This window comes from Ruegeria sp. AG1 (assembly GCF_056541705.1).
Genome location: NZ_JBQFYU010000004.1, coordinates 306,371 through 318,623, shown reverse-complemented (window position 1 = coordinate 318,623; position 12,253 = coordinate 306,371). Strand labels below are relative to the sequence as shown.

12 protein-coding genes are annotated in these 12,253 nt (G+C 59.4%); 7 read left to right on the top strand and 5 right to left on the bottom strand.

Annotated elements, in window-relative coordinates; translation table 11 throughout:
- Position 1: 1 nt before the first annotated feature.
- Positions 2–1,513: a CHAD domain-containing protein gene (locus ACR0B5_RS08010; protein WP_480539750.1), complete on the bottom strand. Its 1,512-nt coding sequence runs from the start codon at positions 1,511–1,513 to the stop codon at positions 2–4.
- 131 nt (positions 1,514–1,644) lie between these two features.
- On the opposite strand from ACR0B5_RS08010, the gene ACR0B5_RS08005 reads away from it, so the two are divergent.
- A complete protein-coding gene (locus tag ACR0B5_RS08005; RefSeq protein WP_480539748.1) occupies positions 1,645–1,992 on the top strand; it encodes a TfoX/Sxy family protein in 348 nt (115 codons plus the stop codon).
- Positions 1,993–2,048: 56 nt separating this feature from the next.
- Here the strand turns inward: ACR0B5_RS08005 and ndk are convergent, their stop codons facing one another.
- Together ndk and ACR0B5_RS07995 are read right to left on the bottom strand one after the other, a co-directional pair.
- Entirely contained in the window at positions 2,049–2,471 is a 423-nt protein-coding gene (gene ndk, locus ACR0B5_RS08000) for a nucleoside-diphosphate kinase (protein ID WP_155143779.1), read from the bottom strand.
- 115 nt (positions 2,472–2,586) lie between these two features.
- Complete coding sequence (locus ACR0B5_RS07995; protein ID WP_480539746.1) at positions 2,587–3,789, bottom strand: multidrug effflux MFS transporter; 1,203 nt, start codon at positions 3,787–3,789, stop codon at positions 2,587–2,589.
- 108 nt (positions 3,790–3,897) lie between these two features.
- On the opposite strand from ACR0B5_RS07995, the gene ACR0B5_RS07990 reads away from it, so the two are divergent.
- From ACR0B5_RS07990 to ACR0B5_RS07965, 6 genes are all read left to right on the top strand, one after another.
- Positions 3,898–5,751, top strand: a complete 1,854-nt coding sequence (locus ACR0B5_RS07990) for an ABC-F family ATP-binding cassette domain-containing protein (RefSeq protein ID WP_480539744.1) — start codon at positions 3,898–3,900, stop codon at positions 5,749–5,751.
- Positions 5,748–6,368 carry a MarC family protein gene (locus tag ACR0B5_RS07985; RefSeq protein WP_170469775.1) on the top strand — a complete coding sequence of 207 codons (621 nt, stop codon included), beginning with the start codon at positions 5,748–5,750 and terminating at the stop codon, positions 6,366–6,368. The genes ACR0B5_RS07990 and ACR0B5_RS07985 overlap by 4 nt, the downstream gene beginning before the upstream one ends.
- Before the next feature lie 39 nt (positions 6,369–6,407).
- Positions 6,408–6,989 carry a retropepsin-like aspartic protease family protein gene (locus ACR0B5_RS07980; RefSeq protein WP_170660360.1) on the top strand — a complete coding sequence of 194 codons (582 nt, stop codon included), beginning with the start codon at positions 6,408–6,410 and terminating at the stop codon, positions 6,987–6,989.
- Between the two features lie 48 nt (positions 6,990–7,037).
- Positions 7,038–7,649, top strand: coding sequence for an ImuA family protein (locus tag ACR0B5_RS07975; RefSeq protein ID WP_480539742.1), 612 nt, complete (start codon positions 7,038–7,040; stop codon positions 7,647–7,649).
- 60 nt (positions 7,650–7,709) lie between these two features.
- Complete coding sequence (locus tag ACR0B5_RS07970; protein ID WP_480539740.1) at positions 7,710–8,303, top strand: YceI family protein; 594 nt, start codon at positions 7,710–7,712, stop codon at positions 8,301–8,303.
- Positions 8,304–8,386: 83 nt separating this feature from the next.
- A complete protein-coding gene (locus ACR0B5_RS07965) occupies positions 8,387–9,607 on the top strand; it encodes an MFS transporter (protein ID WP_170660363.1) in 1,221 nt (406 codons plus the stop codon).
- Positions 9,608–9,641: 34 nt separating this feature from the next.
- On the opposite strand, the gene ACR0B5_RS07960 is transcribed toward ACR0B5_RS07965, so the two are convergent.
- Both ACR0B5_RS07960 and ACR0B5_RS07955 read right to left on the bottom strand, forming a co-directional pair.
- Positions 9,642–11,312, bottom strand: a complete 1,671-nt coding sequence (locus tag ACR0B5_RS07960; RefSeq protein WP_480539737.1) for a flotillin family protein — start codon at positions 11,310–11,312, stop codon at positions 9,642–9,644.
- A gap of 33 nt (positions 11,313–11,345) precedes the next feature.
- Entirely contained in the window at positions 11,346–12,017 is a 672-nt protein-coding gene (locus ACR0B5_RS07955) for an OB-fold-containig protein (protein ID WP_480539735.1), read from the bottom strand.
- Positions 12,018–12,253: the final 236 nt, after the last annotated feature.

Here is a 12,253-nt window from a genome sequence, read left to right as displayed (position 1 = left end):
CTTACTCCTTTGTGTGGTGAAACAGGCTGCGGAAAAGATGCCGAATCTCCGGGCTGTCGAAATGCTGAAAGTTTGAAATCACGCGCGCACGCTCGGCCTTTTGGCGTTGGTCGAGAACAGCGATCAGCCCTCCTGCGGCTAAACCAAGCTGCGCGTCCACGCGGCCTTGGGCGGTGCTTTGGTCGGAAACAAACGCCAGCAGCGCCTCTTGCTGGACGGAGTAATCGTTGAACAGACCCAGATTATCTTGCAGCTTTTTCAGAGGCTTGAGGATCGTTTTGAAATCCTTCGCGTCAAACAGAGGCCCGAAGAACTCCATCAGATAGCGCAGTTTCTTGCAGTCGATCCGCAGGTCGTGAACGGTTTGGTCCGGCGTCTCTTCGCTGATGCTGCGGGCGAGTTTGCAAGTCTTGCGATAGCGTTTCCAGATCAGCGCGCAGGCATAGCTATAGGCACCTCGCTCCGCACTTGGGCCGGGCATCAGGGTTTCAGGGCTTGAGAATTTCTGCGCCAGATCGGTCATCGCAGTTTCATAGGTCGCGTTGCGTAAATGGCGGGACAGACGGGACAGTTCCTTGGCACGCTCTTGTTCGAACCGGTCGAACATGGCCTGAACACCAGCATGAAGATTTTCCGGTATGAGACTGAGATACATATCTTTTTCCAAAAGATAGACATCCAGATCCCGTAAACGACCGGTTGGGGCCATCAGGTCCGAAAAGACCCGTTTCAACTCTGCCGTCTGCTGGTCTGAAAACACCCCTTTGAACAAGCTCACGACTGAGCGGATACGCCGAAAAGACACTCGGTAGTCATGCAGAAACTCGGTATCAATATCCGCCACTATGCCAGCCTCATTCTGACGCGCGACGCTGAGATAGGTCCGGATCAGATCAGTCGCGACCTCCAAGGATGGTTCTTGCGTGCCAAGCGCAATCTCCGGTTTTGCGCGGTAACGCGCCATGTCTGGGAACAAAGCGTCGAACAAGTCGTCAATGCCGCGCGAAGTCATCCCGTCAAGACTGTCACAGGCCGCGGCAAAAGCGCGATCATAGCCGCGCAGTTTTTGCAGCCAGACAAGCGCCACCTGCCCGCGATCCGTGCGCAACGTCAGGATATGCCCCCGAACCTGCGTCTTTTGCAGATCGTCGAGGATCGCGAGCGTGCCTTCCCCAACCTCACCCGCGCCAATCGGCGTCAGGGCGCGCAAAGTAGGAAAGCCGCTCAGCGCCGCCTTCACCGGACCTTCAGGGAGGTTCTGTACGAATTGCCCCTTGCCGTTGGCGTGCTGCTCTGAGACCTGCCCCTGCATTGAGACAAGCCGCAGCCCCTCTCTGCTCTCGAACAGGACCCGGCCCGAACTGCGCAGCGATTGATCGTGACAATCGAGCACAAGGACCGGCGCGGCGCTGCCCATCTCGATATCGACAGTGTGGTTGGGCAAAGCGCGCTCGAACGCGGCCTGATCAAGCCCGCCGGGGAGGATGAAGAACCCGTTTGTTCCCTGCGACACGTCTGACCCCTGCCCGATCCTTCTACATATCGTCATGAGACCGTGAATCACGCTCTGCATCAAGAACAAGATCAACCAAACCGGGGATTTGTGCGGGTGACAGGTCAAAACCGTCCGGCTAAAACCAAGGCATGTCTGATCCGGTCTCCTCCATCCGCAACCTCGGCCCCGCCTTCGAACAGGCCTGCACCCGCGCGGGCATCCATTCGGCGCAGGAGCTGCGGGAACTGGGCGCCGACGCTGCCTATGCCAAGCTGTTGGCAGCAGGCACGAGGCCGCATTTCATCGGCTACTATGTGTTGGTGATGGGGCTGCAGGGCCGCCCTTGGAACGACTGCAAAGGCGAGGAGAAAAAGGCCTTAAGACAACGGTTTGACACGATCAAATCCGGCACCAAGGCGGCCCCGGAAAGCCAAATGGTCTCGGACCTGGATGCCATCGGGGTGAGGGTTGCAGCCAACGATCTAAAGCAGATCTGAAACGAAAAAGGCCGCCCCCTTCAGGAGCGGCCCAATCTGTTCACCAAAGTGGTGGCTTAGCCTACCAGTTCGATGCCCGAGAAGAAATAGGCAATCTCCACGGCGGCGGTTTCCGGAGCGTCCGAACCGTGGACCGAGTTTTCGCCAACCGACTCAGCGAACTCAGCGCGGATGGTGCCGGCTGCTGCGTCTGCAGGGTTGGTTGCGCCCATGACTTCACGGTTCTTCGCAATGGCGCCTTCGCCTTCCAGAACCTGAACAACGACCGGAGCCGACGACATGAATTCGCACAGTTCGTCATAGAACGGACGCTCGGCATGCACTTCGTAGAACTTGCCGGCTTGTTCTTTGGTCATGTGGATGCGTTTCTGCGCAACAATGCGCAGGCCAGCTTCTTCGAACTTGGCGTTGATTTTGCCAGTCAGGTTGCGGCGGGTTGCGTCAGGTTTGATGATCGAGAATGTGCGTTCCAGTGCCATGTCGGCCTCTCCTTACAATGTGGCGCGAGATGTGCGCCGAAATCCATCGCGCGCCGCCTAACATGGTCTGTGGCTCATGAAAAGTCTTATGATGCCTTGCCCTGCGCTTTGCGGTTCAGATTGTGTCAGGCAAAGGCTCCAAACGGTCGACACGGCGGACATAGAGCACCGCAAGCAGGCCGATGAAACTGCTGCCACTCATCATGCCCAGAACCAGATATGGGCCGTTTTCGGCGTTGACGAATGCTCCGGTCATTGAGGTCAGTACAGCCCCCAACGCCACGATCATCGCGCCCGAAAGACCTGCGGCGCTGCCTGCCAGTTTCGGGCGCACCGACATGACGCCAGCCGAAGCATTGGCGTTGGTCAACCCGTTGCCAAACCCCACGCAGATGGCAGAGCCGAAAAACACCCAGACCGAGCCGATCTCGCCCAGAAACAAAAGCAACCCAAGGAAGGGGCCAGTCGAGGCTACGATCCGCCCAATCAGGATCATCGTGGTCAGCCGGGTCCGAGCAGCGATGCGTCCAGTGATGAAATTGCCCACCATAAAGCCGCCGGTGATGATGCCAATGCCTAGGCCCAGCATCGCAGGGCTCAGATCGAACCACGCTGCAGCCACTAAGGGCGCACCGGTGATAAAGCTGTAGAACCCCCCAATTGAGAACGCCGCACAAAGGGCATAACCCCAGAACCTGCGGGCGCGGAACAAGTGCGGGTATTCTCTCAGCTGTGCAGCAAAAGTTGAGGAACGATTGATGTTGGTCTCGCCCATGTCGAACCAAAGCAAGGTCAACAGTCCCGCCCCCAACAGCGAATACAAAACGAAGCCTGCCCGCCACCCGAAAAGCATATCGAGCGCCCCGCCTAGCATCGGCCCGAGCATCGGCGCCAAGGCCATCGCCATAGCGACATAGCCAAGTTTGCTGGCGGCCTCATTCGGCGGGTATTGATCCCGGATCGACGCGCTGGACAAGACTGAGCCCGCCACCACAGCGGCTTGCAACAGGCGGAAGCCAAGGAATAGCCAGATCGACTCGGCGAGGGCGCAACCGATTGAAGCGCAAACAAAGATCGTCATGCAGATCAACAGGACAGGTCTGCGTCCGTAGCGATCCGACAATGGCCCCATGATCAGCTGAAGTATGGCCGAAACCGCCAGGTACCCCGCGACTGACAGATTCACGAGGCCATAGTCGACCGCGAAATCCTCACTCATATGCGCCAGCGAAGGTAGGAACATATTCAGCGAAAGAACCGACAGCGCCGTAGCAAAGATCAGCGTGATCAAATTTGGAGGCGTCTGGGCGGCGCGCATAGTCTAAACCGTTTCAAATTGGCAAACGAGACAGCGCTAACACATCGTTGGTCAGTTGAACATGGTTAGCCGCTGGCGGCGGCATCACGGCTCTGCTAATAGCGCGTCATGTTACGGATCGAAGACATCACTTACGCCGTTGAAGGCCGTCCCCTGTTCGACGGGGCCAGCGCAACCATTCCAGATGGCCACAAGGTTGGCCTTGTGGGCCGCAATGGCACCGGGAAAACCACCCTCTTCCGCCTGATCCGGGGGGAGCTGGCACTGGAATCGGGCAATATCTCGATCCCGAAACGCGCCCGGATTGGCGGTGTTGCGCAAGAGGTGCCCTCGTCCGACGTGTCGCTGATCAATACTGTTCTGGCCGCCGACACCGAACGCAGCGCGCTGATGGTTGAGGCTGAAAGCGCCGAAGACCCCGCTCGCATCGCCGAGATCCAGACCCGACTGGCGGATATCGACGCCTGGTCGGCCGAGGCGCGCGCGGCCTCGATCCTCAAAGGTCTGGGCTTTGATGATGACGACCAGTTGCGCCCGTGTTCCGATTTCTCGGGCGGTTGGCGGATGCGCGTCGCTCTGGCGGCGGTGCTGTTCTCGCAGCCCGATCTGCTGCTGCTGGACGAACCGACCAACTATCTGGACCTCGAAGGCGCGCTGTGGCTGGAGAGCTATCTGGCGAAATATCCTCACACGGTCATCATCATCAGCCACGACCGCGGGTTGCTGAACCGCGCCGTGGGGTCGATCCTGCATTTGGAAGATCGCAAACTCACCTATTACGCGGTTCCATATGACAAGTTCGCTGAACGCCGCGCCGAGCGTCTGGCGCAAGCGGAATCCGAGAATGCCAAAGCCAAGGCCCGCATCGCGCATCTTCAAAGCTTCGTGGACCGCTTTCGTTACAAGGCGTCCAAGGCCGTGCAGGCCCAATCGCGCCTGAAGATGATTGAACGCATTCAGATGGTTTCGACCCCGCAAGAGGCCGCTTTGCGCGCGTTTTCCTTCCCCGAGCCCGAGGAACTGTCGCCGCCCATCATCCAGATCGAAGGTGGTGTAACCGGCTATGGCGAGACTGAGGTTTTGCGTCGCCTGAACCTGCGGATTGATCAGGACGACCGGATCGCGCTGCTGGGCAAGAATGGTCAGGGTAAATCGACCCTGTCCAAACTCTTGTCAGACCGCCTGCCCCTGATGGCGGGTAAGATGAGCCGCAGCAACAAGCTACGTATCGGGTATTTCGCGCAGCATCAGGTGGATGAACTGTATGTGGATGAGACCCCTCTGGACCACCTACGCCGTCTGCGCCCGGATGAGGCGCCGGGCAAATGGCGCTCGCGTCTGGCCGGGTTTGGCCTGAACTCCGATCAGGCCGAGACAGAGGTTGGTCGCCTGTCCGGCGGGCAAAAAGCCCGCCTGTCTCTGCTGCTCGCCACAATCGACGCGCCGCATATGCTGATCCTCGACGAGCCGACCAACCACCTCGATATCGAAAGCCGCGAGGCGCTGGTTGAGGCGCTGACCACCTATTCCGGTGCGGTTGTGCTGGTCAGCCACGACATGCACCTGCTGTCTCTGGTAGCCGATCGATTGTGGCTGGTCTCGGACGGGACGGTCAAGCCGTTCGACGACGACCTTGAGGCCTATCGCACCATGCTGCTGGCGCGGGACAAGCCAGTCAAAACAAAGCCGCAGGCTGCAAAGCCCAAACGCCAGTCTCGCGAGGCGATGCTCGCCCTGCGCGCCGATCTACGTAAATGCGAGGACCGGATTGAAAAGCTGACGGATATGCACGAGAAACTCTCGGCCAAGCTGGCGGATCCAGCGCTGTACGAGGATGACAGGATCAACGATCTGGAGACCTGGAACCGCAAATTCGCCGAGGTCTCGGAAGCCATGCAAAAAGCCGAGGCCCTATGGGTGGCCGCAGCGGAACGCCTTGAACAAGCCGAGAATGCCGCATGATGGATCTGGCCTTTTTCATTACAGCCTTCACCACCTTGTTCGTGGTGATCGACCCGTTTGGCACCACGCCGATTTTCGTAGCGCTGACGCAGGACATGGATGCGAAGACTCGGCGCAAGACTGCCTTTCGTAGCTGCCTGACCGCCGTCTTCATCCTGATCGCCTTTGCCGCTTTTGGCGAGGCACTGCTGGGCTTTGTCGGGATCTCGATGGCCGCCTTTCGCGTTGCAGGCGGAGCTTTGCTGTTCCTCACCGCGCTGGACATGCTGTTCGACCGCCGTACCAAACGCCGCGAAGACCGAGCCGAAGAAGAGGAACATCCCGACCCGTCCGTGTTCCCTCTGGCCATTCCGCTGATCGCGGGGCCGGGTTCGATCGCGACGATAATCCTGCTGGCCGGCCAGCATCCCGGCGTACTGGGTATTGTAGAGGCCTGCATCGTCATGCTGGCGGTTATGTCTGTTGTCCTGATCTTCTTCCTGGCTGGCGGGTTGATCGGCCGCATTCTGGGCAAGACCGGGCTGAACGTTCTGACCCGGTTGCTGGGTATGTTGCTGGCGGCTTTGTCGGTTCAGTTCATTCTGGATGGCCTCAAGGCCTTTGGATTCGCGTCCTGACCCCCCATATACTGCTGTGTAGCGAGTAAGGATTTCGGCATGGACACCGACAATGTAATGCGTTTGGTCTACCTCAGCGTGCTGGGCACAGCTGTTGTGTTCTGGTTCCTGGCACAGAACCGCCAATCGCTGAACAAAACCCTGCAGCAGGTCATGGCCTGGGTGTTCATCTTCGTGGGTGTCGTGGCCGTGGTTGGCCTGTGGGAGGATATCCGCACGACGGTCGGCCCTGCTCCGCAGATGACGGTGACAGGTGAGTCGATCGAGGTCCCCCGCTCGGCGGACGGGCATTACTATCTGCCGGTTCAGGTGAACGGAGAACCGATCACCTTTCTGGTCGATACCGGTGCCAGCCAAATTGTTCTCAGCGACAAAGACGCCAGACGCGCGGGAATCGACCCGAACCAGTTGAACTACTTTGGCCGCGCCCTGACCGCCAATGGAGAGGTCCGGACCGCTCCGGTGCGGCTGGACACGCTGACGGTGGGGCCAATCACCGACCAGAATGTCTCGGCCTGGATCAACGAAGGTGATTTACACAAGTCGCTTCTGGGCATGGACTACCTGCATCGTTTTTCGAACATCCAGTTCACCGACGGACGTATGATCCTGTCCCGCTAGGCGCGTGTGACACTTGAGAACAAAGAAAGAACATGATATGAGTTGCTCATGTCTGTTCAGCTTCTTGGTCAAAAGCCCGCGCGCGCCGCGCCGGGGGTTACGCTACAGGATGGGATCACCCTGCAACTGGGGCGCGTGCATGAAGGCTGCGGCCCCGCGCGGCACAGCTTTGCCATGTGGCTGGCCGGTCAGATGCAGGGGCCGGTCCTATGGATTTCCCCTGCGTGGGAGCCCGGCCAGTTGAACCCCGACGGGATGATGCCCTTTGCCGATCCCGCCCGGTTCATCTTTGTCCGTCCCACCCGCGCCGAGGACCTGTTGTGGTGCATGGAGGAAGCGCTGCGCAGCGGGGCCATCCCGCTGATCGTCGGGGATCTGCCTGGCGCGCCGGGGCTGACGCCCGTGCGCCGGATGCATCTGGCCGCCGAACAGGGCGGCTCTATGGGGCGGGCCCCGCTGGGCCTGCTGCTGACGCCCGGTGATGGAGGTGCGCAAGGAATCGAGACCCGCTGGCACATGGCCGCCGCGCATCAGGGCGAGGCGCGCCGCTGGACTCTGACCCGCCGCCGCGCCCGTGCCTTGCCTCCGGTCAGTTGGACGGCCACGCAGATCAAACCGCGCGCCGGGCTGCAGCTTGACCAGATCGCTGCCGTGGACTGAGCGCACCTGATCACGCATTTTTTTGTTGGTCCAAAGGGCCGCGCGCCCTAGCGTCCGGCCATGAGAGATTTGAACCGACGTGCCGTTCTTGCGGGGCTGGCGACCCTACCCTTCGCCCAAACGCTGCATGCAGCGCTCAGCCCCTATGCCCTGTCGGAAAGCGATACGAAGGTTGGCTTCAGCTTCGATCTGTCCGGCGTCGCGCAAAGCGGTACCATGCCGATCCGAACAGCGGATGTTCAAGTGGATACGACCCGCCTGCAGAACAGCCGGGTGCAGGTGGCATTGGACGTGAGCAAAGCCAAAACCCGCCTGCCCTTCGCGCGCGCGCCCATGCTCAGTCCCAGTGTACTGGACGCCGAAAGCCATCCGACCATCACCTTCGTCTCAACCGAGATCGAACTTGGGCAGGATGGGCGCATCTCGGGCGGGGCCCGTATCACCGGGGACCTGACAGTTCGGGGAGTGACGCGTCCGATCACGTTGCAAGCCAGCCTCTACCGGCCCCCGGGCACAGCGGCGGGTGATCTGGATCGCCTGTCGATCAGCCTGAAGGGGGCGCTGAACCGGCACGACTTCGGCGCCTCGGGCTATCCTGACCTGGTGAATGACACTGTCACTTTGGACATTCGCGCCGAGATAAGCCGTCTCTGACCAAAGGCGAAAGTTCAAAAACGACTCCTTGACGTCGAATAGCTGCGCGCATTGTCTGAAAGCCTCGCCAAGGTGGACCCATCATGCGCACGATCATATCCTTCGCCGCCCTGTTCCTTTCTGTCATTCTGCTGCAACTGTCCACCGGCGGCGTTGGACCGCTCGATGCCATTTCCGGCATCACGCTGAATTTCACGACCGAGCAAATCGGTCTGCTAGGATCGGCGCATTTCATCGGTTTCTTTGTCGGCTGCTGGTGGGCTCCGCGTCTGATGGGCAGCGTCGGGCATTCCCGCGCCTTTGCTGTCTGCACCGCGCTGGGCGCGATGGGCCTGATTGGCCATACACTGACCGAAAACCCCTATGTCTGGGCGTTCCTCAGGATCGCGTCCGGCACCTGTGTCGCCGGGTGTTACACGGTGATAGAGGCTTGGCTGAACGCGAAAGTCACCAATGAGACCCGGGGGCGCGCCATGGGCACCTATCGCATCGCCGATATGGGTGCATCGCTGTGCGCGCAGTTGATCATCGCGGTGCTGCCGCCCGCCTCTTACGTCTCGTACAATCTGCTGGCGATCCTGTGTTGTGCCTCCTTGCTACCGCTGACCCTGACACGCGCCAGTCAGCCTGCAACCCCCGACGCGCCGCGCCTGCGCCCCAAACTGGCCTGGCGCAGCTCTCCTCTGGCGGTTGCAGGCGTGATTGTTGCGGCGCTCAGCTCTGCCTCATTCCGTATGGTCGGCCCCGTCTATGGGCAAGAGGTCGGGCTGGGCATTGATCAGATCGCCTTCTTCCTCGCCTCATTTGTTCTGGGTGGTGCAATGGCGCAATATCCGATGGGATGGCTTGCGGACAAATACGACCGGCGCTGGGTATTGATCTGGCTGTCTGCCGCTGCAGTCCTGAGTTGTGGGATAACCATGATGGCCAGCAACACGGGGACGCTCGGGGTGATGCTGGCGGCATGGGTGTTCGGCTTCACTACCTTCCCGATCTTCTCAGTCTCCTCGGCTCATGCCAACGACTTTGCCACCACTGAACAACGGGTCGAGCTGTCTGCAGCCCTGATGTTCTGGTACGCGCTGGGCGCGATTGCCTCGCCCTACATCTCCTCCACTCTGATCGAGAAATTCGGCCCGGGCGCGCTGTTTGCCTTTGTCGCCGTTGGTCATTTGGGTCTGATCGCCTTCGGTCTGGCCCGAATGCGTTCTCGCCCCACCCCAGAGGAGCGGACGAACTATGTCTATGCCCCCAGAACATCCTTCACGATTGGGCGTTTGTTGAAACGCTCGCGCGAGGAATAGAGAAAGGGCCGGGAAATCCCCGGCCCTTCGGTTTTTACGACTGGTTCGCTGGCGTTTCGTCTTCAACCAGAACCTCGACTTCCGGCTCCGGCGTCGCCTCAAGCGCACCATTTACGACGCCACCAACACCGTTTTCCATAGACAGACCCAGCTCTTCGCCCAGCTTTTTCAAGGCCGGCATCTGAACCGCCATTCCCATGATCGAATCCAGTGCCTGATTGACAACGGGCTTGTCGCTGTTGGCCGCCCCACTTGTGGAACCCGCACCGATCCCGCCAACCTGATGGATCTTAATCGAGTCGATCTTTTCAGCAGGCTTGACCATTTCCGAGATGATCGACGGCATGGTCTCGATCCGTGCCATATCGACTTTCATGCGAATTTGCGCTGCGGACAGAGCATTGTCGGCCTCAACAATCGCGCGTTTACCTTCCGCTTCGGCCAGCATGTCGTTCTTCTTGGCCTCGGCACGGATGTTCAGCGCATCCGCTTCGGCCTGAGCCTCTTCACGACGGGCTTCCGCACGGTCGGCGGCGGCCTCTTTCTCGGCCTGGGCAGCCAGTCGGATCGCGGTCGCCTGACGTTCGGCCTCACGCGTGGCTTCGATCAAAGCGATTTGCTTGTGACGCTCGGCCTCGGCCACTTCGCGAGCAGTTGCCACGGCTTCGGTCGCTTTGGTCGCTTCGGCCCGGGCCAGATCGGCAGACGCACGCGCGCGGCTTTCTTCCTCGGATTTCTGCGCAATGATGATCTGACGCTCTTGCTCGGCCACTTCGATCTCACGCTCTTTGGCGATCTCTGCATCGCGGATCTTGCGCTCACGCTCAATCTCAGCGGCACGAATGGCCTCTTCGCGGGCAATCCGGGCGCGTTCGGTTTCACGTACCGAGTCTTCGGTTCGAGCCGCGATCTCCGCCTCTTGCGCCACACGCAGGGTTTCAACCTTTTGCGTCTGCTCAATACGGGCCTGCGCCTCGTCCTGCTCGATCAGTAGCTTCTGACGCTCGGCTTCCATCGCTGCGCGGCGCACTTCAACCTCAGCTTCCGCATCAATCTGTGCGCGTTCTTTCTTGGACACGGCGATAACCTCAGCCAGCTTGCGCATACCGACGGCGTTGAAGGCGTTGTTCTCGTCCAGAGCTTCAAACGGAGTTTGGTCCAACGCGGTCAGCGAGACCGACTCTAGCGAAAGACCGTTCTTCAACAGGTCCTCAGACACTGCGTTCTGAACCTCCTGCACAAAGTCAGCGCGGTTTTCGTGTAGGCCATCCATGGTCATCTGAGCAGCGACCGCGCGCAGACCGTCAATCAGCTTACCTTCGATCATCTCGCGCAGTTGCTCGACGTCAAAGGTGCGGTCACCCAGAGTTTGCGCTGCACGGGCGATGCCCTCTTCGGTTGCCATGACCGAGACGTAGAACTCAACACCAACGTCGACGCGCATCCGGTCTTTGGTGATCAGAGCAGCCTCGCCGCTGCGCTGCACCTCAAGGCGCAGGGTCTTCATGTTGACAGGGCTGACCTCGTGCAACAGCGGCACGATGATGACACCGCCATCCATGATGACTTTCTTTCCACCCGCCCCGGTTTTCACAAGGCTGATTTCGCGGGTTGCGCGTCGATAAAGGCGGCCAAGCACAAGGCCAATAAACAAGAGTACCGCTAAAATAGTCACAACTGTGACGGCCAGGAATGGAAGTTCCATGCAATATCCTCCGGATTGGGGTTGAAAATTGGATTAGTTAGACAAGCCGACCAGAACGAACCGGTCGCGCCGTCGATCACGTAGAACAAGCACTTCGGTACCTTGCTCCAACGAATCTTGGTCCTGCAAAGGTTCTGCGCGCAGGTAGTGCGAGTTGCCGAACCGGTCCATGACGCGCACCTCTGCCGGGCGTCCGCGTGAGGCCGTTCCTTGAGTGATCACACCACGACGACGGGCCAGCATCCGTTCAGACATCGCCTCAGTCTCGGTTTTTGGAAGTAGCCGGACAAAGACGCCACCAAAGCCACGCGCAAACCACAGACCAAATGCGCCTGCAGGGATGGCAGCGATCCAACTGGGCAAATCGAAGCCCAACAGATCGCGCAGCGCCAGTTGCAGGCCCATACCACTGAGGCCGAACCCAGCCAGCAGAACCACAAGCCAGATCATGAACGGCATCTTGCCGATACCCAGCCAGCCAAACGGGCCAGTAGAGGCAATCTCGGGCATTTCGGTTTCGATCTCGGCCAGTTCCAGGTCGCCCAGATCGATATCGGCATCTATATCCAGATCGACCTCGCCATCGCCTGCCAGCAGACTTCCACCCAGAACCAATGCGATCAGTTCCAGCGCCAGAAGGCCGAACAGAAGCGCAAGCGCCAGGGTAAAGGGCACAAATGCGCCCTCAAGTAAAAAGTCAAACATCAGCAAGTTGCCCTCGTTATTGTATACCTTTGTATACAACTGAGATGGGAAGTCATTGATTGAATTTCAAGAAGTTGTGATTCCAAATTTCAACCTATGGGTAGTGCAGCTCTTGACGGATATGCAACTCGCCCTAGCCACCTTTCGTATTATTCCCTCAAATACGCGCTCAAAATGACATGGCAGCGCAAGCCGGGCTTTTGCTGAGCGATGACATAAGGTAGACGGGCGCGCAG

What these genes read in the sequence shown, in the direction of transcription:
- ACR0B5_RS08005 (WP_480539748.1), top strand. Translation starts at nt 1,645, where the DNA reads ATGTCTGATCCGGTCTCCTCCATCCGCAACCTCGGCCCCGCCTTCGAA.
- ndk (WP_155143779.1), bottom strand. Translation starts at nt 2,471, where the DNA reads ATGGCACTGGAACGCACATTCTCGATCATCAAACCTGACGCAACCCGC.
- ACR0B5_RS07995 (WP_480539746.1), bottom strand. Translation starts at nt 3,789, where the DNA reads ATGCGCGCCGCCCAGACGCCTCCAAATTTGATCACGCTGATCTTTGCT.
- ACR0B5_RS07990 (WP_480539744.1), top strand. Translation starts at nt 3,898, where the DNA reads ATGTTACGGATCGAAGACATCACTTACGCCGTTGAAGGCCGTCCCCTG.
- ACR0B5_RS07985 (WP_170469775.1), top strand. Translation starts at nt 5,748, where the DNA reads ATGATGGATCTGGCCTTTTTCATTACAGCCTTCACCACCTTGTTCGTG.
- ACR0B5_RS07980 (WP_170660360.1), top strand. Translation starts at nt 6,408, where the DNA reads ATGGACACCGACAATGTAATGCGTTTGGTCTACCTCAGCGTGCTGGGC.
- ACR0B5_RS07975 (WP_480539742.1), top strand. Translation starts at nt 7,038, where the DNA reads ATGTCTGTTCAGCTTCTTGGTCAAAAGCCCGCGCGCGCCGCGCCGGGG.
- ACR0B5_RS07970 (WP_480539740.1), top strand. Translation starts at nt 7,710, where the DNA reads ATGAGAGATTTGAACCGACGTGCCGTTCTTGCGGGGCTGGCGACCCTA.
- ACR0B5_RS07965 (WP_170660363.1), top strand. Translation starts at nt 8,387, where the DNA reads ATGCGCACGATCATATCCTTCGCCGCCCTGTTCCTTTCTGTCATTCTG.
- ACR0B5_RS07960 (WP_480539737.1), bottom strand. Translation starts at nt 11,312, where the DNA reads ATGGAACTTCCATTCCTGGCCGTCACAGTTGTGACTATTTTAGCGGTA.
- ACR0B5_RS07955 (WP_480539735.1), bottom strand. Translation starts at nt 12,017, where the DNA reads ATGTTTGACTTTTTACTTGAGGGCGCATTTGTGCCCTTTACCCTGGCG.